The 18,499-nt window shown below is 65.5% G+C and carries 22 protein-coding genes; 13 read left to right on the top strand and 9 right to left on the bottom strand.

The features are described 5' to 3' along the window. Positions 1 to 4 precede the first annotated feature (4 nt). Entirely contained in the window at positions 5 to 391 is a 387-nt protein-coding gene (locus BJ6T_RS07785) for a hypothetical protein (RefSeq protein WP_014491758.1), read from the bottom strand. Positions 392 to 613: 222 nt separating this feature from the next. Between BJ6T_RS07785 and BJ6T_RS07790 the strand changes: the two genes are divergently transcribed. Continuing rightward, positions 614 to 1,759 carry a DUF3095 domain-containing protein gene (locus BJ6T_RS07790; RefSeq protein ID WP_014491759.1) on the top strand — a complete coding sequence of 382 codons (1,146 nt, stop codon included), beginning with the start codon at positions 614 to 616 and terminating at the stop codon, positions 1,757 to 1,759. Between the two features lie 188 nt (positions 1,760 to 1,947). Here BJ6T_RS07790 and BJ6T_RS07795 read toward each other — a convergent pair whose 3' ends face one another. From BJ6T_RS07795 to BJ6T_RS07805, 3 genes are all read right to left on the bottom strand, one after another. Next, positions 1,948 to 2,382, bottom strand: coding sequence for a DUF2147 domain-containing protein (locus tag BJ6T_RS07795; RefSeq protein ID WP_014491761.1), 435 nt, complete (start codon positions 2,380 to 2,382; stop codon positions 1,948 to 1,950). A gap of 108 nt (positions 2,383 to 2,490) precedes the next feature. Further along, positions 2,491 to 3,876, bottom strand: a complete 1,386-nt coding sequence (locus BJ6T_RS07800) for an MATE family efflux transporter (protein ID WP_014491762.1) — start codon at positions 3,874 to 3,876, stop codon at positions 2,491 to 2,493. An 82-nt stretch (positions 3,877 to 3,958) separates the two neighbouring features. Next, entirely contained in the window at positions 3,959 to 4,486 is a 528-nt protein-coding gene (locus tag BJ6T_RS07805; RefSeq protein WP_014491763.1) for a GNAT family N-acetyltransferase, read from the bottom strand. A gap of 244 nt (positions 4,487 to 4,730) precedes the next feature. On the opposite strand from BJ6T_RS07805, the gene BJ6T_RS07810 reads away from it, so the two are divergent. From BJ6T_RS07810 to BJ6T_RS07865, 12 genes are all read left to right on the top strand, one after another. Then, complete coding sequence (locus tag BJ6T_RS07810; protein ID WP_014491764.1) at positions 4,731 to 5,327, top strand: superoxide dismutase; 597 nt, start codon at positions 4,731 to 4,733, stop codon at positions 5,325 to 5,327. A gap of 268 nt (positions 5,328 to 5,595) precedes the next feature. Continuing rightward, on the top strand, positions 5,596 to 6,207 hold the full coding sequence (locus BJ6T_RS07815; protein ID WP_028169940.1) for a permease: 612 nt from the start codon (positions 5,596 to 5,598) through the stop codon (positions 6,205 to 6,207). Beyond that, complete coding sequence (locus BJ6T_RS07820; RefSeq protein ID WP_014491766.1) at positions 6,204 to 6,704, top strand: hypothetical protein; 501 nt, start codon at positions 6,204 to 6,206, stop codon at positions 6,702 to 6,704. The genes BJ6T_RS07815 and BJ6T_RS07820 overlap by 4 nt, the downstream gene beginning before the upstream one ends. Positions 6,705 to 6,748: 44 nt before the next feature. After that, positions 6,749 to 6,985 carry a hypothetical protein gene (locus BJ6T_RS07825; protein ID WP_014491767.1) on the top strand — a complete coding sequence of 79 codons (237 nt, stop codon included), beginning with the start codon at positions 6,749 to 6,751 and terminating at the stop codon, positions 6,983 to 6,985. A 2-nt stretch (positions 6,986 to 6,987) separates the two neighbouring features. Then, positions 6,988 to 7,743 carry a metal ABC transporter ATP-binding protein gene (locus BJ6T_RS07830; protein WP_014491768.1) on the top strand — a complete coding sequence of 252 codons (756 nt, stop codon included), beginning with the start codon at positions 6,988 to 6,990 and terminating at the stop codon, positions 7,741 to 7,743. Between the two features lie 6 nt (positions 7,744 to 7,749). Beyond that, positions 7,750 to 8,619, top strand: a complete 870-nt coding sequence (locus tag BJ6T_RS07835) for a metal ABC transporter permease (RefSeq protein ID WP_014491769.1) — start codon at positions 7,750 to 7,752, stop codon at positions 8,617 to 8,619. 2 nt (positions 8,620 to 8,621) lie between these two features. Then, entirely contained in the window at positions 8,622 to 9,485 is an 864-nt protein-coding gene (locus tag BJ6T_RS07840) for a metal ABC transporter solute-binding protein, Zn/Mn family (RefSeq protein WP_014491770.1), read from the top strand. 54 nt (positions 9,486 to 9,539) lie between these two features. Further along, positions 9,540 to 10,583 (top strand): CobW family GTP-binding protein, encoded by a 1,044-nt coding sequence (locus BJ6T_RS07845; protein WP_014491771.1) that lies wholly within the window; start codon positions 9,540 to 9,542, stop codon positions 10,581 to 10,583. Continuing rightward, positions 10,583 to 11,602, top strand: a complete 1,020-nt coding sequence (locus BJ6T_RS07850) for a WD40 repeat domain-containing protein (RefSeq protein ID WP_028169939.1) — start codon at positions 10,583 to 10,585, stop codon at positions 11,600 to 11,602. Before BJ6T_RS07845 ends, BJ6T_RS07850 begins: the two co-directional genes overlap by 1 nt. A gap of 30 nt (positions 11,603 to 11,632) precedes the next feature. Next, positions 11,633 to 12,349, top strand: coding sequence for an MgtC/SapB family protein (locus BJ6T_RS07855; RefSeq protein WP_014491773.1), 717 nt, complete (start codon positions 11,633 to 11,635; stop codon positions 12,347 to 12,349). Positions 12,350 to 12,450: 101 nt separating this feature from the next. Beyond that, positions 12,451 to 12,783 (top strand): hypothetical protein, encoded by a 333-nt coding sequence (locus BJ6T_RS46995; protein ID WP_014491774.1) that lies wholly within the window; start codon positions 12,451 to 12,453, stop codon positions 12,781 to 12,783. A gap of 93 nt (positions 12,784 to 12,876) precedes the next feature. Continuing rightward, positions 12,877 to 13,617: an acetoacetate decarboxylase gene (locus BJ6T_RS07865; protein ID WP_014491775.1), complete on the top strand. Its 741-nt coding sequence runs from the start codon at positions 12,877 to 12,879 to the stop codon at positions 13,615 to 13,617. A gap of 63 nt (positions 13,618 to 13,680) precedes the next feature. On the opposite strand, the gene BJ6T_RS07870 is transcribed toward BJ6T_RS07865, so the two are convergent. From BJ6T_RS07870 to BJ6T_RS07890, 5 genes are all read right to left on the bottom strand, one after another. Beyond that, the gene (locus BJ6T_RS07870; RefSeq protein WP_014491776.1) at positions 13,681 to 15,123 is read right to left on the bottom strand and encodes a homospermidine synthase; all 1,443 of its coding nucleotides are present in this window, start codon (positions 15,121 to 15,123) and stop codon (positions 13,681 to 13,683) included. Positions 15,124 to 15,168: 45 nt separating this feature from the next. Then, positions 15,169 to 15,558, bottom strand: coding sequence for a RidA family protein (locus tag BJ6T_RS07875; RefSeq protein ID WP_014491777.1), 390 nt, complete (start codon positions 15,556 to 15,558; stop codon positions 15,169 to 15,171). A 135-nt stretch (positions 15,559 to 15,693) separates the two neighbouring features. Beyond that, positions 15,694 to 16,281, bottom strand: coding sequence for a GNAT family N-acetyltransferase (locus BJ6T_RS07880; protein WP_014491778.1), 588 nt, complete (start codon positions 16,279 to 16,281; stop codon positions 15,694 to 15,696). Positions 16,282 to 16,426: 145 nt separating this feature from the next. After that, positions 16,427 to 17,569 (bottom strand): type III PLP-dependent enzyme, encoded by a 1,143-nt coding sequence (locus BJ6T_RS07885; RefSeq protein WP_014491779.1) that lies wholly within the window; start codon positions 17,567 to 17,569, stop codon positions 16,427 to 16,429. 671 nt (positions 17,570 to 18,240) lie between these two features. Further along, positions 18,241 to 18,495, bottom strand: a complete 255-nt coding sequence (locus BJ6T_RS07890; protein ID WP_014491780.1) for a hypothetical protein — start codon at positions 18,493 to 18,495, stop codon at positions 18,241 to 18,243. Positions 18,496 to 18,499 lie beyond the last annotated feature (4 nt).

The following is an 18,499-nucleotide window of genomic DNA, read 5'->3' on the forward strand; positions in this document are numbered from 1 at the left end:
GCGTTCACGTCGCTTGCTTCGGCAGATCAATCCGGTCGTGTGAAAATTCCGGCGGTCCTTCGGTCAGGCGGCGGATGCGGCGTTCGCGTTCGTCCGTGGGCAATGCGGGGTCGAGCAGCAGCTCGATCTCGTGCACGGCCAGCGCCTCGATCCTGGTGGCGTCGGATGCGACCGGCTGGGCCGACGTGAGTGCCGGGGGCGCGATCTTCAGGCCCAGTTCGACCAGCCTGCAGATCGCAGTCGAACGCGACAGGTGATGAGCTTCAGCCCAGGCGTCGACGGCCGCGGTCAGTCCTTCCGGCATCTTCACTGCGCTAACCGGATCGGGCCCTGTGCGCCGGTGCATCGGAGCGGTCGAGTCCTTGTTGCCGAAGTCGGGCACCTCGATCATCCCCTCATCTCTGGAGCTGCCCCTACCATAGCCGCTCTTCCGGCCGGCTGTTTGACGCGGATCAATGACGGGCCGCGGCATTCGCGGCGGCGCGATCTTGTTGTCCGGGTGCATTTCGGCCAATGATCGGGAATCGAAAGAGGGGACGCCGGTCGGCGAACCCGGATCGATCCTGCCTCGTATCTTCCTCGGACGCGCTTCCCAACCATCCGGCAACACCCGATGACATCAGGCGAATCCTTCTACGGCGGCATTCCCGTCTTCCGCGGCTTCACCAGTCTGATGGATCCCGCGCTCTATTCGCCATTGCCTGACGACTGGAGCATCGGCGTTGCCGACATCGTCGATTCCACCAAGGCGATTGCGGCGCAGCGCTACAAGGCGGTCAACATGGCCGGTGCCGCCGTGATCGCGGCGGTGACGAACGCATTGGAGGGGCGCGAATTCCCCTTCGTGTTCGGCGGCGACGGCGCGAGTTTTGCGGTCGCGCCGTCCGATCTGGAGGCCGCCCGCGAGGCGCTGGCTGCGACCGCGACCTGGGTGCGGGAAGATCTCGATCTGACAATGCGCGTGGCGCTGGTGCCGGTGAGCGCCATCCGCGCACAGGGCCTGGACGTGCGCGTCGCGCGCTTCGGTCCGTCGGCCAATTTGTCCTATGCGATGTTTTCCGGCGGCGGGCTCGCCTGGGCCGACGCCGCCATGAAGCGCGGCGAGTTCGCGGTCGCCGAGGCGCCCGCCGGCACGCAGCCCGATCTTTCCGGCCTGTCCTGCCGCTTCGAGGTGATGCCGGCCGCGCGCGGCCTGATCCTGTCGGTGCTGGTGATGCCGGCCCGCGGTGGCGATCCGCAAGCCTTCCGCAAGGTGATCGAGGACATCATCCATCTCGTCGAGCGCAGCCCTGATGGCGGCCGTCCGGTGCCGCCGCAGGGGCCGCTGCTGAAATGGCCGCCGCAGGGGCTGGAATTCGAAGCCCGCACCAGGCGCGGCGGCCCGCTCATTGCGCGTCGCGCCAGCGTCCTGGCCTACACGCTGTTCGTCTACCTGATCATGCGCTTCGACCTCAACGTCGGCGGCTTCGTGCCAAACGTCTACAAGCGTCAGGTGGTCGAGAATTCAGACTTCCGCAAATACGACGACGGCCTGCGCATGATCCTCGACTGCACCCCGCAGCTCGCGCGCGCGTTGAGCGACCGTCTCGCGGCCGCGGCGCGCGACGGCGTCGTGCGCTACGGCCTCTACCAGCAGGACGCCGCGATGATGACCTGTTTCACGCCGTCGGCCCTGCGCAGCGACCACGTCCATTTCATCGACGGCGCGCGCGGCGGTTACGCCTCGGCGGCAACGGCGTTGAAGGCGATGATGGCCTGACGCCGCTCTCGTGCTCCGGACGCAGCGCAGCACTCCCGGCGATGCGAAGCATCGTCCGGTGTGATGCGCTGCAGAGCCGGGGCCCAGGGAAGTGTGGGTCCCGGCTCTGCGAAGCAGCGCAATGGCGCGTCGAAGACGCGCATAAACGCACTCTTGGCGCCGCATCGCGTCCGAGACACGAGAGAGGATTACCGTCCCGCGCGCGTCCAGGTCTCGCCGCCGCAGAGCGCGCCGACGCAGCCTTCGACCCGCAGCGAATCCGCACCAGTCACGGAGACGTTGCTCGCATAGGTGCTGCCGTCATCGGCATTGTAGATCTGGCCCGACCATTTGTTCGGCCCTGAGGGCTCCATGCCGCTGAACAGCGGCAGGCCGATCATCGCGCGTTTGGCGAGCGCGGGATTGGGATTCTTGCTGTCAGTCGCAGGCTGGCCGGTCGCGGTGTCATAGGGCTCGCGCAACCAGACGATATGACCGCAGATGCCGCCGCCGCATTTGCTGATCTTGACGCGCGCATCGCCGGCCTGCGTCAGCCAGGTCCCATCGGCGCTCTGCGCGTGGGCGGCGGTCGCACCGAACAGTGCGGTCAGGATGACGGAAACGATGGCGAATCTGCCGAACATAGAGAGCCCCCGAAAATGGAGGCGCCTCCATAGCAGTCCGGCAGGATAGTGCAACGCTGGATGGAATCACATTCCTGCGTTTATCCGCTCACGTTCATTTGCGTGCGCTCATTTGCCCCAGCGGGCGAAGGCGACCGAGGCCGCGGTCGACAGCCCGAACACCACCATGGCGCCGCCGACCAGTGCGAACAAGGTCCAGGCCGGCGCCTGCGCCATCATGAGACCGACGCCACCGATCGCGACGATCAGAAGCCGCGCCGTGGATGCCAGCACCGGACCGCCGACGCGCGCCGCGCCTTGCGAGGAGAAGTACAGCGACACGCCCATGCCGAAGAACACGAAGGCCGGACCGGCCCAGTGGAAATAGCTGTGCGCCGCCGCGGTGACGCCGGGATCCCTGGTGAAGAGCGATACCCACAACGCCGGATCAAGCGCGATGACGAGGCCGATCAGGCCGACGGTCAATCCCGAGGCCGTGGCCGCGGTCCAGGCGACACGTCGGGCGCGTTTCAAATGCCCGGCGCCCATCGCCATGCCGACCATCGGCACCGAGGCGATACCGAAGGCGAAGGTGATCGGGATCAGCAGGAATTCCAGCCGCGAGCCGATGCCGTAGCCGGCCAGCATCTCGGTGCCGAAGGTCGCGAGGATTTTTGTGAAGATCAGAATCGTGAGCACGGTCTGGAGCGGCGACAGGCAGGCGACCGCGCCGACCTTGAGGATGTCCAGGAACATCGCGCGTTCGAAATGGAAGGCGCGGATCTTCAGCGGCAGCCGGCCGCGGCCGGACAGGAGATACCAGACGAAGAAGATCGCCGCGCAAGTGAAGGCGATGAGCTGGCCGGCGGCGACACCGGGCATGCCGAATTGCTTCACGCCGAACAGGCCGAGCCCCAGCGTGCCGCCGAGCACGATCTGGAGCGCGCTCGCCCCGATCAGAATCATCGAAGGCAGGCGCATGTCGCCGGTGCCGCGGATCACCGAGGCCAGCGTGTTGACGAGCCAGATCGCGACCGCGCCGGAGAACAGCATTTGCGAATAGCCGCTGGCTTCCTCGAGCACGCGCTCGCGTCCGCCGAGCAGCGTGAAGAAGCTGCGGCCGAAGGCGAGCATCATCACCGTGAAGAACAGTCCGCCGCAGAGGCCGATGATGGCGGCGTGCAGCGCCAGCGTCGCGGCGCGGTCACGATCGCCTGCGCCGAGCGCGCGGCTGATCGCGGACGAAACGCCGCCGCCCATCGCGCCCGCGCTCATCATTTGCGTCAGCATCGCGAACGGAAATACCAGCGCGATCGCCGCCAGCGGAATGGTACCGAGCCGGCCGATATAGGAGGTCTCGGCAATCGCAACCAGCGTGCTGCCGACCATGGCGATCATGTTGGGGATCGCGAGCCGCAGCAGTGTCGGCAGGATCGGCGCCGTCAGCAGGCTCGCAATGGGGGAAGCGACCGGTGCACGTGGCGGCGCGGCGTCTGCGGAGGCGTCGATCGTCATGTTCACCGGGCGGAATATTGGATGATGATCGACATCTTATAGGGCGCAGCATCTTCGCGCCAGTCCTCCCCTCACGCAGGGCTCACCAGGGGAGGCCGCATAGGTCGATGGTGCCCAGCGTCGGCGCGCGGACGATGTTGAAGACGTAGGGCGCCATGTAGTCAAAGCGGATCCGACCCTCCGGCTGCTCGCAATAGACCTCGCCCTTGAAGGGTAGCCAGCTGCGGGCTTGGTAGAACGCAAAATTGTCCGGTTCGGAGAACAGCAGCCCGAAACGGACCGCCTCGTTGGCGCGCATGGTGTGGATGGCTGCGTCGATCGCCATGGTCGCGTAGCCGCGACCGCGCCGGTCCTCGCGCGTGCAGACCCCGCCGATGCCGCCGACATGGACCTTCTGCCCGTTCCAGGTGACGGTGCGGAAATAGATGCCGACATGGCAGACGAGGCCGTCCTCGGGCGTCTCGATCAGCACGCGAAGGTCGGCATTGGCCCATTTGACATGGGCCCAGGACGGTTTCTCGGCAGCGTCACGTCCCCAGACCGCGCTGAGCAGGGGCTGTGCGATCGGCCACGAGGCGTCGCCATTCAAAATGTCGATCTCGATGCTCATCGTTCTGTCTTTCGCAGCTCCGTTCCGTGGAGCATTCGTTCTGTCATAAGCGCTTCAAAGGCAATGATATTTTGCGGACCAACGCTCGCACCTGGAGAACATTCGCTTGCCCGCGTCGATTTTATGCAATCCGGCCAAGCGACCGCATCACGCATTTTCGCAAATTGGCGGTATTTTACGACGGTGGAACCTTCTATAAGAGTCCCCGTTAAGCCAATTCCCCATCAGTCGCGGACAACAACCCATGACCTTTACGCTGCCCCCACTCCCTTACGCCTATGACGCCCTCGGCCAGTTCATGTCGAAGGAGACGCTGGAATTCCACCACGACAAGCATCATCAGGCCTACGTCACCAACGGCAACAACGCGCTTAAGGGCACCGAATGGGAAGGCAAGTCCCTTGAGGAGATCGTCAAGGGCTCGTTCGGCAAGAACCCGGCCGTGTTCAACAATGCCGGCCAGCACTACAACCACATCCACTTCTGGAGCTGGATGAAGCCCAATGGCGGCGGCACCAAGCTGCCGGGCAAGCTCGAGAAGAAGATCAACGAGGACCTCGGCGGCTTCGAGAAGTTCAAGACGGACTTCCAGGCGGCCGGCGTCGGTCAGTTCGGCTCCGGCTGGTGCTGGCTCCAGGTCAAGAACGGCAAGCTCGAGATCTCCAAGACCCCGAACGGCGAGAATCCGCTGGTACACGGCGCCACCCCGATCCTCGGCTGCGACGTGTGGGAGCACTCCTACTACATCGACTATCGCAACCGCCGTCCGGACTATCTCAAGGCGTTCGTCGAGAATCTCGTGAACTGGGAATACGTCGAGTCCCTGTTCGACAAGGCGTAAGGCTTCTTGGTCATTCCGGGGCGGCGCGTCAGCGCCGAACCCGGAATCCATCGGGCGTCAGTCCACGTGGACAAATAGATTCCGGGCTCGCGCTCCGCGCGCCCCGGAATGACAAAAAGGCGGTCGCATGTGCGGCCGCCTTTTTGCTGTGCGGAATTCGCCGAACTAGTCCTGCGCAGTGCGCGCATCGGCCTGTGATCGTACTGTTTGCATCGCATGGGCGGCGCCCTTAAGCAGAATGGGCATCACCCTCGATCCGACCGAGCCGTTGTCAGAACCTTCCCCGAACAATCCTGCGCCTGCCGAGGACGCGGAGTTCGAGCCGCGGCCGGGGCGTGTGCGCAAGCCGATCGGTTGGTCGACCATCATCATCGCGGTGCTGGTGGCGGTGAGCGCGGGCCTGGTCTGGCGGCGTGATGGCACAGACGGTGTCCTGGAGATTCTCACGCACGACCTCTCGCTGTTCGGCGGCATCCTGCCGCGGGTGCTGGCGGGCTGCCTGCTCGGGGCCTTCATCTCCGAAATCCTGCCGCACGAAAAAGTCTCGCGCTCGCTCGGGCCGAAATCCGGCCTGATGGGCCTTCTGATCGGCACCGCCTTCGGCGCGATCCTGCCGGGCGGACCCTTCACCGCCTATCCCGTGGCGAGCGCGCTGCTCGCCGTGGGCGCCGATTTCGGCGCCACCATCGCCATGGTCGTGAGCTGGACCCTGATCGGCTACGGCCGCGCGGTGGCCTGGGAAATCCCGATCATGGGCACCGACTTCACGCTGTGGCGGATCCTGATCTCGTTGCCGCTGCCGGTGCTCGCCGGCGCGCTCGGCCGCTTCGTCTATGTCCGGATCTATCCGCAGCCGGCCGCGAAGGACGACGAGAATTGAGCGCGGCGCTTCTGATCGACATCCTGTTGTGGGGCTCGGTGTTCGGCGTCGGCCTGATCGCCTTCCGCCGTGGCCCTCCGGTGTTCAAGGCCTCGCTCCGCGAAGGCTCCATGGACTTCATCAACATCGTGCCGCGCATCGCGCTCGGGGTGATCGGCTCCGGCTACATCGCCGCCATCATCCCGCAGGAGGTGATCACCGGCTGGCTCGGGCCGGACAGCGGCTGGCTCGGGGTTGCGACCGCCGTGGTCGCCGGCGCCGCCACCCCTGGCGGGCCCGTGATCGGTTTCTCCATCGGCACGGTGGCGCTGAAGTCTGGCGGTGGGGTGCCGCAGGTGGTTGCCTATGTCGTGGCCTGGGCGCTGTTCGCCTTCCAGCGGGTGATTTTGTGGGAAATCCCGTTCATGCCGGCTCGGTTCGTCTGGTTCCGCTGTGCGGTGTCGGTGCCGTTCCCCTTCGTCGCCGCTGCCATCGCGATGTTGATCGGCAAGCCCTGAGCCGGCCGTGGACAGGGGTAATGTTATAATATAACGTCGCTGGCATGGCTCCCGCCGCGTCCCGCGCCCATCACCACGACCACGTTCATGACCATTCTCATGGCCACGCCCATTCGCATGGGCACGACCATACCCACGCCCATGTCCATGATGCGGCCTCGCCCCATCCGGCCCAGGACGCGCCCTGGTCGATCCTGCGCATGACCTTGGCCGGCCGGCTCGCGGCCGCGCTTGCCGTCTGTGCCCTGCTCTGGGGCGTGGTCTTCCTGGCGATGAGGTGACCATGGCGGCGGCACTGCACTTTCACAATGTCACGCTCGGCTATGACCGCCACCCGGCTGTGCATCATCTCAACGGCGAGGTCGCGCGAGGCGCGCTGGTCGCCGTGATCGGCCCGAACGGCGCCGGCAAGTCGACGCTGTTGCGCGGCATCGTCGGCATCCTCAGGCCGCTCGACGGCAGCATCCATCTCGGCGGGCTCGACAGCCGCGATATCGCCTATCTGCCGCAGAGCGCGGAGATCGACCGCAGCTTCCCGATCTCGGTGTTCGACTTCGTCGGCACCGGGCTGTGGCGCGATGCGGGCCTGTTCGGCGGCATCGGCAAGGCGGCGCGGGAGAAGATCCTGCGCGCGATCGCCTCCGTCGGCCTCAACGGCTTCGAGAACCGCCCCATCGGCACGCTCTCGGGCGGGCAGATGCAGCGCATCCTGTTCGCGCGCGTGCTGCTCCAGGACGCGCGCCTGATCGTGCTCGACGAGCCCTTCAACGCAATCGACAGCAAGACCACGGCCGATCTGCTCGCGCTGGTGAAGCACTGGCACGGCGAAGGCCGCACCGTGCTCGCCGCATTGCACGACATGGAAATGGTGCGCAACCATTTCACCGAAACGCTGGTGCTGGCGCGCGGCCCCGTGGCCTGGGGACCGACGGCGGAGGTGCTGACGCCGGAAAACCTGCTGGTCGCGATGCGGATGTGCGAGGCTTTTGACGATAGTGCCACGGCTTGCGCCGAGGACGGACGCTCGCGGGCGGCGTGATCGCAGATGATCTATGACGCGCTGATCGGCCCGTTCACCGAATTCGAGTTCATGCGGCGCGCGTTCGCCGCCGTGATCGCGCTGTCGCTGGCGGGGGCGCCGATCGGCGTGTTCCTGATGCTGCGGCGCATGAGCCTCGTCGGCGACGCCATGGCGCATGCGATCCTGCCCGGCGCGGCCGTCGGCTTCCTGCTCTCCGGCCTCAATCTGTTCGCGATGACGGCCGGCGGCCTGGTTGCGGGCTTTGCGGTTGCGATCCTCGCTGGCGTGGTCGCGCGTTCGACCGGGCTGAAGGAGGACGCCTCGCTTGCGACCTTCTATCTGGCCTCGCTGGCGCTGGGCGTCACCATCGTCTCGATCAAGGGCACCAATATCGACCTCCTGCACGTGCTGTTCGGCAACATTCTCGCGATGGACGACCAGACGCTGCTGGTGGTCGCCTTCAACGCCACGGTGACGCTGCTGGTGCTCGCGGTGATCTATCGCCCGCTGGTGATCGAGAGTGTCGATCCCCTGTTCCTGCGCACCGTCAGCCGTGCCGGCGGTCCCGCGCATCTCGCCTTCCTCGCGCTCGTCGTGATCAACCTCGTCAACGGCTTTCAGGCGCTCGGCACGCTGCTCGCGGTGGGCCTGATGATCCTGCCGGCGGGCATTGCCCGGTTCTGGTCGCGCGATCTCACCGCCATGATCTGCATCGCCGTCGTCGCTGCCGCCGTCTCGGGCTATGCGGGCCTCGTATTGTCGTTCCAGACCCGCGTGCCGTCGGGCCCTGCGATCATTCTGGTGGCGACAGTGCTTTACATCGTCTCGGTGCTGTTCGGCCGCGTCGGCGGTATTGTCCGGCAGATGTTTCCCGGCCGGCATCTGGAAGCGTGACGATGCGGCGTCTCCTGCTTTGTGTGCTCCTGCTGATCGCCTCGCCGCTGCATGCAGCCGAACGGCTCAACGTCGTCGCGAGCTTCTCGATCCTCGGCGATTTCGTCCGGAACGTTGGCGGCGATCGGGTCGACGTCACGACGCTGGTCGGCCCCGACAGCGACGTCCACGTCTACACGCCCGCGCCAAGCGATGCGAAGCGGATTGCGGATGCAAAGCTCGTCATCGTCAACGGGCTCGGCCTCGAAGGCTGGCTGCCGCGTCTGGTGCAGTCCGCAGGAAGCAAGGCGCAGGTGGTCACCGTGAGTGCCGGCATCGCGCCGCTGAAGCTCGGCTCGGCCGCGGATCCGCATGCCTGGCAGTCCGTCCCCAACGCCAAGATCTACGTGGGCGACATCGCCAATGCGCTGGCCGCGGCCGACCCTGACGACGCAGAGTTCTTCCGCGCCCGGGCAAAGGCCTATCTGGACACGCTCGAAGCGCTCGACCGCGAGGTGCGGGAGGCCGTGGCGAAAATTCCGCCGGAGCGGCGCAAGGTGATCTCCACCCACGACGCCTTCGGCTATTTCGCCGCCGAATATGGTGTCCAGTTCGTGGCCCCCTTGGGGGTCTCCACGGAGACCGAGCCCAGCGCGCGGGACATCGCCGCCATCATCGGCCAGATCAAGACCCAAAAGATCCCGGCCGTGTTCCTGGAAAACATCAGTGATGACCGCCTGATCCGGCGGATCGCGGCTGAGACCGGGGCCAGGGTCGGCGGGACCCTGATTTCGGACGGTTTGACCGGCGAAAAGGGGCTTGCACCCACTTACATTGATATGGTCAGGCACAATATAAAGGCCCTGACCAGCGCGCTTGACCACTAGGGCAGGGGGCCACCCCGCCGTGCGTCGCGCGGAAAAGCCCGACCCGGAGTTGCAATGTCTGAAGCGTCCCAAAAAATTCCCGTGACCGTGCTGACCGGCTATCTCGGCGCCGGCAAGACCACACTGTTGAACCGCATCCTGTCGGAAAACCACGGCAAGAAATACGCCGTCATCGTCAACGAATTCGGCGAGATCGGCATCGACAATGACCTCATCATCGGCGCCGATGAGGAAGTGTTCGAGATGAACAACGGCTGCATCTGCTGCACCGTGCGCGGCGACCTCGTGCGCATCATGGACGGCCTGATGAAGCGCAAGGGCAAGTTCGACGCCATCATCGTCGAGACTACCGGCCTTGCCGATCCCGCGCCCGTTGCCCAGACCTTCTTCGTCGACGAGGACGTGCAGAAGAACGCGCGGCTCGACGCCGTCGTCACGGTTGCCGACGCCAAATGGCTGTCGGACCGGCTCAAGGACGCGCCTGAGGCCAAGAACCAGATCGCGTTCGCCGACGTCATCGTGCTGAACAAGACCGATCTCGTCACCAAGCCGGAGCTCGCCGAGGTCGAGGCCCGCATCCGCGCCATCAACCCCTATGCCAAGCTGCATCGCACCGAGCGCTGCTCGGTGGCCCTGGCGGACGTGCTCGACCGCGGCGCCTTCGACCTCGACCGCATCCTCGACATCGAGCCGGATTTCCTGGAGGCCGATGATCATGACCACGACCATGATCATCACCATCATGGCCATGACCATCACCACCATGATCACGGCCACGGCTTGAAGCACTATCACGACGAGGACATGCAATCGCTGTCGCTCAAGACCGACAAGCCGCTCGATCCGAACGTGTTCATGCCCTGGCTCCAGAACCTGGTGCAGGTCGAGGGCGGCAAGATCCTGCGCTCCAAGGGCATCCTCGCCTTCCACGACGATGATGACCGCTATGTTTTCCAGGGCGTCCACATGATGCTGGAGGGCAACCACCAGCGGAAGTGGAAGGACGGCGAGCCGCGTGAGAGCCGCCTCGTCTTCATCGGTCGCGAATTGCCGGAAAAGGCCATTCGCGAGGGTTTTGAGAGCTGCATCGTCTCGTGATGAAAGAGTTTACGCCGGCCCCCGATTCCGCCTCGATCGTCTCCGTCACCGATCGCGTCAAGCCTGTTGCGTTCGGCATGAGCGTGACCTCGGTGCATTTCCTTGGGCCCCGCGCTGCCTTCGTCGGCGGCGAGGAGAACGTCGCGCTCGTCGACGCCAAGGGTGAGATCGCGACGGTCGCCGTGCATAGCGGTGGCATTCTCTCCACCGCCTCCGACGGCAAGCGCCTCGTCATGGGCGGCGACGACGGCAAGGTCGTTTCGCTCGATGCCAAGGGTGAGGCGACGCTGCTCGCCACCGATCCGAAGCGGCGCTGGATCGACGCGGTGGCGCTGCATCCGGACGGCGCCTTCGCCTGGTCGGCCGGCAAGACGGCCACCGTCAAGAGCGGCAAGGCCGAGGAGAAGTCGCTCGAGGTGCCCTCGACCGTCGGCGGTCTCGCCTTCGCGCCGAAGGGCCTGCGGCTCGCGATCGCCCATTACAACGGCGCCACGCTGTGGTTTCCGAACATGGAAGGCTCGGCCGAATTCCTGCCCTGGGCCGGCTCGCATCTCGGCGTCACCTTCAGCCCCGACAACAAGTTCTTGGTCACCACGATGCACGAGGCGGCGCTGCACGGCTGGCGGCTCGCCGACAACAGGCACATGCGCATGACCGGCTATCCCGGCCGCGTCCGCTCGATGTCCTGGAGTGCGGGTGGCAAAGGTTTGGCGACTTCGGGTGCCGACACAGTCATCATCTGGCCGTTCGGCAGCAAGGACGGCCCGATGGGCAAGGAGCCCGCGATGCTCGCGCCGCTGCAGGCGCGCGTGTCGGTGGTCGCGTGTCATCCCAAGAACGACATCCTCGCCGCCGGTTACAGCGACGGCACCGTGCTGATGGTGCGGCTCGAGGACGGCGCCGAGATCCTCGTTCGCCGCAATGGCACGCCGCCGGTGGCGGCGCTCGCCTGGAACGCCAAGGGCACGCTGCTGGCCTTCGCCGACGAGAACGGCGACGGCGGATTGCTGGAGCTTTAATCTGTCATCGTTCTGACCGTATAGGGGGCCATGCGGTTTCTGACGACCTTCCAGATTGCTGACTTCGCGGACACGCTGGTCAGCCTGTTCACGGCCTTCGTGCTGGGCACGCTGATCGGCGCCGAGCGGCAGTACCGCCAGCGCACCGCGGGCCTGCGCACCAACGTGCTGGTCGCGGTCGGTGCCGCCGCCTTCGTCGATCTCGCGATGCATCTGACCGGCGCCGACGGCGCGGTCCGCGTGATCTCCTATGTCGTCTCGGGCATCGGCTTCCTCGGCGCCGGCGTCATCATGAAGCAGGGCATGGACGTCCGCGGGCTCAACACCGCGGCGACGCTGTGGGCCTCGGCCGCCGTCGGCTCCTGTGCCGGAGCCGACATGGTCGCGCAGGCGGCCGCGCTGACCGTGTTCGTCATCGCCGGCAACACCATGCTGCGCCCGCTGGTCAACGCCATCAACCGCATTCCGCTGAACGAGAAGACCTCGGAGGCGACCTACTATTTCAAGCTCGCCGTCGCGGCCGACGCCCTGCCCGACATGCGCGACCGGCTCGTCGACAAGCTGGAGGTCGCGAAATATCCGGTGGCCGATGTCGACGTGGTTGAGATCGGGGATGACATTCTCGAGGTCGTCGCAAAGCTGGTTGCGACCGCAGTCGATCCGAACGAGCTGAACGCGGTGGCCACCGATCTCCAGCACCTGCCGGGTGTGCGCCATGCCACCTGGGAAGTCAGCACCTCGGACTGAGCGCGGCGTTTTGGCGCGCGAAGGCACGGTTCCCGCCTCGTCCGGCACGGAACCGCAGTCGGGCAAGTTCGTTGATCCCGCGGATAAAGGCGGTGATCGACATGCCCGGCCCAAATGACAAGCGCAGACTGAAACGCGACCTGATGATCGCCTGCTCGCTGTTCGCGGCAGGTGTCGTGGTGTCAGGTCTATCGCTGGCGCAGATCCGCGCCGAGAGCCGGATGCAGACGGCGCAGGCGACGCAACCGCTCCAGGGCACGCCGTCCAACGATCAGGACAAGACGCCCGCGGAAGCCAAGCCCGGTGGCGACCGTCCGACCACGCCGGCTCCCGAGCCCGCGCGCCCCGATCCGCAGACGCAGGGTGCGGCGACCAAGCCGGCACTGCCGGCGGCGCCCGCGGAGAAGATCGCGCCGCCGATCAAGGAGAAGTAGCCCGGCGGCGGCGTATTGTGACGCGCATTTGATCTCGCCTCGGCAGCCGGCCCGTTCCATAATCTGTCGCGCCAACGACAGATGGGGCCTCCCATGAAGATCGAAGACGTCCGCCGCACCGCTTATTCGATGCCGCTCACCAACCCGTCATTCCCGCCGGGGCCATATCGCTTCTTCGACCGCGAATATTTCGTCATCACCTACAGGACCGATCCCGAAGCCCTCGCCGCCATCGTGCCCGAGCCGCTTGAGGTGGCGGAGCCGGTGGTGAAATACGAGTTCATCCGCATGCCCGACTCGACCGGATTCGGCGACTACACCGAAACCGGGCAGGTGATCCCGGTCCGCCTCAAGGGCGAGGAGGGGGCCTACACCCACGCGATGTATCTGGACGACGAGGGACCGATCGCCGGCGGTCGCGAATTGTGGGGCTTTCCGAAGAAGCTGGCGCGGCCGAAGATCGAGGTCGAAAGCGACGTGCTGGTCGGCTCGCTGCATTACGGCTCGGTGCTCTGCGCCTCCGCGACGATGGGCTACAAGCACCGCAAGGTCGACCATGACGTCGTGCTGAAGTCGATGAAGGCGCCGAACTTCATCCTGAAGCTCATTCCCCATGTCGACGGCAGCCCGCGGATCTGCGAGCTGGTGCGCTTCCATCTCGAGGACATTACGCTGAAGGAAGCCTGGACCGGTCCGGCCGCACTCGGGCTGTTTCCTCACGCGCTCTGCGACGTCGCCCGTCTGCCGGTGCGCGAGGTGGTCTCGGCGCTGCATTTCAAGGCGGATTTGACGCTGGGGCTCGGCAGCGTCGCGTTCGATTACATGGCGAAATAGGTCACGAAACGATAATGCCCGGCACGAAGCCGGGCATTTCGATCGTTCGAGTCCGTTGGGCGATCAACGCACCAGGACATTCCGGAACTGCCAGGGATCGCTGGTGTCGATATCTTCCGGGAACAGCCCCGGGCGATCCGTCAGCGGCGTCCAGTCGGTGTAGAAACCCTTCACCGGGCCGAGATACGGCAACTGGATTTCCAGCAGACGATCGAAATCCATCTCGTCGGCTTCGACGATGCCTTCGTTCGGGTTCTCCAGCGCCCACACCATGCCGCCGAGCACGGCGGAGGTCACCTGCAGGCCGGTGGCGTTCTGGTAGGGGGCGAGCCTGCGGGTCTCTTCGATCGAGAGCTGCGAGCCGTACCAATAGGCATTGTTGTCGTGGCCGAACAGCAGCACGCCGAGTTCGTCGATGCCGTCGACGATCTCGTTCTCGTCGAGGATGTGGTGCTTCTCCTGCATCTTCGCGGCGCGGCCGAACATTTCATGCAGCGACAGCACGGCATCGTCGGCCGGGTGATAGGCATAGTGGCAGGTCGGCCGGTAGACCGCCGTGCCGGATGCGTCGCGCACCGTGAAGTAATCGGAGATCGAGATCGACTCGTTGTGGGTGACGAGGAAGCCGTACTGCGCGCCGCGGGTCGGGCACCAGGTGCGCACGCGCGTGTTGGCGCCGGGCTGCATCAGATAGATGGCGGCGCCGCAGCCGGCTTCGTGGGTCCGCGCATTCTCGGGCATCCATTTTTCATGGGTGCCCCAGCCGAGCTCGGATGGCTGCACGCCTTCCGACAGGAAGCCTTCCACTGACCAAGTGTTGACGAAGACGTCAGGCTCTTTCGGCGACTTGGAGCGCTGGGTGTCGCGTTCGGCGATGTGGATGCCCTTGATGCCGGCCTGCCGCATCAAATCGGCCCACTCGGCCCTGGTCTTCGGCTTGGGGGCATTGAGCTTCAGATCGGCGGCGACATTGAGCAGCGCCTGCTTGACGAAAAAGGAGACCATGCCGGGATTGGCGCCGCAGCAGGAGACGGCCGTCGTCGAGCCGGCGGGGCGCGCCTTCTTGGCGGCCAGCGTCACTTCGCGCAGGGCGTAGTTGGAGCGCGCTTCCGGGCCCTTCGAGGAATCGAAATAGAAGCCGAGCCAGGGCTCGTTGACGGTGTCGATGTAGAGAGCGCCCAGCTCGTTGCAGAGCTCCATGATGTCGGTGGAGCCGGTATCGACCGAGAGATTGACGCAGAAGCCCTGGCCGCCGCCTTCGGTGAGCAGCGGGGTCAGCAACTCCCGGTAATTGTCCCTGGTCACGGCCTTCTGGATGAAGCGGACGTTCTGCTTCTCGCAATGCGCCTTGCGGCCCTCGTCCTTGGGATCGATCACGGTGACGCGCGACTTGTCGTAATCGAGATGCCGCTCGATCATCGGCAGCGTGCCTTTGCCGATGGAGCCGAAGCCGACCATGACGATGGGACCAGTGATCTTCGCGTAGATCTGCGAGGGGTGGCTCATGGGATGGTTTCTCCGGAACGTGCTGGCAGACAAAGAGTGGGTGGATCAGGCGCTGCGGCGCTTGGCGGTGACTTCGATCTCGACCTTCATCTCGGGCTTGGCGAGGGCGGAGACGACGAGCAGTGTCGCAGCCGGCCTGATGTCGCCGAGAACCTCGCCGCAGACGGCGAAGTGGGCATCGATGGTGCTGGCGTCGGTGACGTAGTAGGTCGCACGGACGATATCGGCCATCTCGAATCCGCCCTCCTTCAGGGCGGCTTCGATGGTCTTGAAGCAGTTGCGTGACTGGCTCGTGACATCGGATGGCATCGTCATCGTCGTGTAGTCATAGCCGGTGGTTCCGGCGACAAAGGCGAACTCGCCGTCGATCACGGCGCGGCTGTAGCCGACGGTCTTCTCGAGAGGAGAGCCGGTGGAGATCAGGCGACGGGACATGGTCGTGGGCCTCGACTGAAGGGGGTGTTTGGCGGGTTAAAGGGCGTTTCTCAGGCCCGCGCAACCCCAAAGGAACGGGCACGCGCGGGCATCGCCGCGGATGGCGGCTTAAGTGGTCGCCATCATGGCGATCCCTTAGGCCGCGTGCGCCTGGAGGGCGCGAACTACCCTCCGCTTGGGCAGGACCGCACCGGTCGGGACGATCATTCCCTCAACGCCATCCAGCGCACCGGCCTGGAATTCGATCGCCAGCAGGCGATCGCGCTCGAACGGGCCGGGCAGCATCAATGCGCCGGTCTTCTCGGGCGAGAAGCCGAAGCGGACGTAATAGGGGGCATCGCCGAGCAGGATGACGGCGGCATGCCCGCGCGCCCGGGCGGCGGCCAGCGCTTGTTGCATCAGCGCGGCGCCGATCCCGAGCTCGCGGAAGGCAGGGTCCACCGCCAGCGGTCCGAGGACCAGAGCGGGCCTGCCTCCGGCGCTGACGTGCCACAGCCGCACGGTTCCCACGAGTGTCCCCTCGCGCACAGCCGACAGGGCAAGGCCCGCGGCAGGTGCACGTCCGTCGCGCAGGCGCTGGCAGGTGCGGTCATGGCGGTTCTCGCCAAAGCTTGCATCCAGCAGCGCTTCACGGGCGGCGACGTCGGCAGCGCGTTCCGCACGGATCGCGAACGGAGCGGCTTTCGAAGTGAGGGCGACTTGTGGCTTCCGAAAAGCAGTCATGGCGCGTCAGTCCCCGCTTGAACCCGCGTGCGAGAAGCACGCCGGCTCAAGACGTCGTCAGAATGGCAATGTCAGGAAGGGAGCCGGCGGACCGGCTCCCGGGTTCGTCAGGCCTCAGAACGAGAGGCGGATCAGATGCGGCAAATCAGATGTGGTACGTCTTCAGCGGCGGGATGCCGTTGAACGCCACCGACGAGTAGGTCGACGTATAGGCCCCGGTGCCTTCGATCAGCAGCTTGTCGCCGATCTCGAGCGTAACGGGAAGCGGATACGGGGTCTTCTCGTACAGCACGTCGGCGCTGTCGCAGGTCGGGCCCGCGAGCACGCACGGCGTCATGTCCGCGCCGTCATGCGGGGTGCGGATGGCGTAACGGATCGACTCGTCCATCGTCTCGGCGAGACCGCCGAACTTGCCGATGTCGAGATAGACCCAGCGCACCTCGTCATCGTCGCTCTTCTTCGAGATGAGCACGACTTCGGATTCGATGATGCCGGCGTTGCCCACCATGCCGCGGCCCGGCTCGATGATGGTCTCCGGAATCTGGTTGCCGAAGTGCTTGCGCAGCGCGCGGAAGATCGAGCGGCCGTAGGTCACGACCGGCGGCACGTCCTTCAGGTACTTGGTCGGGAAGCCGCCGCCCATGTTGACCATGGTCAGGTTGATGCCGCGCTCGGCGCAGTCGCGGAATACCTGCGAGGCCATCGCCAGCGCACGGTCCCACGCCTTCACCTTGCGCTGCTGCGAGCCGACATGGAAGGAGATGCCGCAGGGCTCCAGGCCCAGGCGCTTGGCGACGTCGAGCACCTCGACGGCCATCTCCGGGTCGCAGCCGAACTTGCGCGACAGCGGCCACTCGGCGCCGGCGCAGTCATAGAGGATGCGGCAGAACACCTTCGCGCCGGGAGCGGCACGGGCGATCTTCTCGACCTCGGCGGCGCAATCCACGGCGAAAAGCCGGATGCCGAGCGCGAAGGCGCGCGCGATGTCGCGCTCCTTCTTGATCGTGTTGCCGAAGGAGATGCGGTCGGGCGTCGCACCCGCGGCCAGCGCCATCTCGATCTCGGCGACCGTCGCAGTGTCGAAGCAGGAGCCCATGGACGCGAGCAGCGCCAGCACTTCCGGCGCCGGGTTCGCCTTGACGGCGTAGAACACGCGGCTGTCGGGCAGCGCCTTGGCGAAGGTCTGGTAATTGTCGCGCACGACCTCGAGGTCGACGACGAGGCACGGCTCGGTGTCGAGGCCCTCGCTGCGGCGGTTGCGCAGGAATTCCTGAATACGTTCGGTCATAGCACTCTCCCAAACGGCCCAGCGACGGGGATCCGTTCAAAAAATGTCGTCGGATAAGAGCGCTCCGGCCAGATCGCGCGATGGAGGCGCGACGAGCCAAAGACTCAAACCAGACTGTGCTGCCGTGGATTGGTTGGGATTGTTCCCGCCCGCACACCTGGCAATGAAGGACAAGCCTTTTCAGTAGCCCGCGCCGGCGTTGGACCGCCGGTAGAGACCAAAAAAGCCCGATCCGTCGTTGCTTTAAGTCGCGTCCCCCGTTGAGAGCGGGGTGCGCCGGTTCGCCTCCGGCTGCCAGTCACGGTTGCAAAAAGTGAAGTCACCTTCGACATGGCATCTCTTTGAGAGAGATGCTGGACGCTCCGGGTTTGCTTCCTCGTCCGACCTTTCGGTCGACTTCCGCACTTCCGAAGAGCCCCTCGGCTTCTTCACCCCTTGGCGGCTGTCCGGCCTCTTGTCCGGATACCTACCGACTGACACACGACCACAGGCACGTGCGAAATTGGGCAAGAGCGCACATAAGCGTTTTGACTCAGCTTCGCAAGAATTTTTTTAGGCTGAGGACAGAATTGCCTAACATCTGCTTGCGCGGTGTTGCGCGAGCGACGCGGAAGATGAACGCGCGTTAAGTTTTTTCAGCCGTGCGCGCGTCTTGCGCGCGCGAGGAAGCGTCAGCGGCGCTTCGTGAACGGCTCGACGCGCTGCGCAGCGCGGATGAACGCGGTCATCACGAGCACGCCGAGCGCGAACAGCGCGGCCTGCAGGATGTGCGTGCCCTGATCGCCGAGTCCGAACAGGATCGCGAGCGCCCAGCCGCCGGCGAACGCGGCGCCGAACACCTCGGCGCCGATCAGGATGGCGGCGCTGACGACAGTGATGACGCTCGGCCAGACGATCTGACGGGAAGAGGAGGCAGGCGCGTTCATGAGC

The organism is Bradyrhizobium japonicum USDA 6 (genome assembly GCF_000284375.1).
Classification (GTDB): Bacteria; Pseudomonadota; Alphaproteobacteria; order Rhizobiales; family Xanthobacteraceae; genus Bradyrhizobium; species Bradyrhizobium japonicum.

Coding starts and splice junctions, on each gene's coding strand:
- BJ6T_RS07785 (WP_014491758.1), bottom strand. CDS start 391: ATGATCGAGGTGCCCGACTTCGGCAACAAGGACTCGACCGCTCCGATG.
- BJ6T_RS07790 (WP_014491759.1), top strand. CDS start 614: ATGACATCAGGCGAATCCTTCTACGGCGGCATTCCCGTCTTCCGCGGC.
- BJ6T_RS07795 (WP_014491761.1), bottom strand. CDS start 2,382: ATGTTCGGCAGATTCGCCATCGTTTCCGTCATCCTGACCGCACTGTTC.
- BJ6T_RS07800 (WP_014491762.1), bottom strand. CDS start 3,876: ATGACGATCGACGCCTCCGCAGACGCCGCGCCGCCACGTGCACCGGTC.
- BJ6T_RS07805 (WP_014491763.1), bottom strand. CDS start 4,486: ATGAGCATCGAGATCGACATTTTGAATGGCGACGCCTCGTGGCCGATC.
- BJ6T_RS07810 (WP_014491764.1), top strand. CDS start 4,731: ATGACCTTTACGCTGCCCCCACTCCCTTACGCCTATGACGCCCTCGGC.
- BJ6T_RS07825 (WP_014491767.1), top strand. CDS start 6,749: ATGGCTCCCGCCGCGTCCCGCGCCCATCACCACGACCACGTTCATGAC.
- BJ6T_RS07830 (WP_014491768.1), top strand. CDS start 6,988: ATGGCGGCGGCACTGCACTTTCACAATGTCACGCTCGGCTATGACCGC.
- BJ6T_RS07835 (WP_014491769.1), top strand. CDS start 7,750: ATGATCTATGACGCGCTGATCGGCCCGTTCACCGAATTCGAGTTCATG.
- BJ6T_RS07840 (WP_014491770.1), top strand. CDS start 8,622: ATGCGGCGTCTCCTGCTTTGTGTGCTCCTGCTGATCGCCTCGCCGCTG.
- BJ6T_RS07845 (WP_014491771.1), top strand. CDS start 9,540: ATGTCTGAAGCGTCCCAAAAAATTCCCGTGACCGTGCTGACCGGCTAT.
- BJ6T_RS07850 (WP_028169939.1), top strand. CDS start 10,583: ATGAAAGAGTTTACGCCGGCCCCCGATTCCGCCTCGATCGTCTCCGTC.
- BJ6T_RS07855 (WP_014491773.1), top strand. CDS start 11,633: ATGCGGTTTCTGACGACCTTCCAGATTGCTGACTTCGCGGACACGCTG.
- BJ6T_RS46995 (WP_014491774.1), top strand. CDS start 12,451: ATGCCCGGCCCAAATGACAAGCGCAGACTGAAACGCGACCTGATGATC.
- BJ6T_RS07865 (WP_014491775.1), top strand. CDS start 12,877: ATGAAGATCGAAGACGTCCGCCGCACCGCTTATTCGATGCCGCTCACC.
- BJ6T_RS07870 (WP_014491776.1), bottom strand. CDS start 15,123: ATGAGCCACCCCTCGCAGATCTACGCGAAGATCACTGGTCCCATCGTC.
- BJ6T_RS07875 (WP_014491777.1), bottom strand. CDS start 15,558: ATGTCCCGTCGCCTGATCTCCACCGGCTCTCCTCTCGAGAAGACCGTC.
- BJ6T_RS07880 (WP_014491778.1), bottom strand. CDS start 16,281: ATGACTGCTTTTCGGAAGCCACAAGTCGCCCTCACTTCGAAAGCCGCT.
- BJ6T_RS07885 (WP_014491779.1), bottom strand. CDS start 17,569: ATGACCGAACGTATTCAGGAATTCCTGCGCAACCGCCGCAGCGAGGGC.
- BJ6T_RS07890 (WP_014491780.1), bottom strand. CDS start 18,495: ATGAACGCGCCTGCCTCCTCTTCCCGTCAGATCGTCTGGCCGAGCGTC.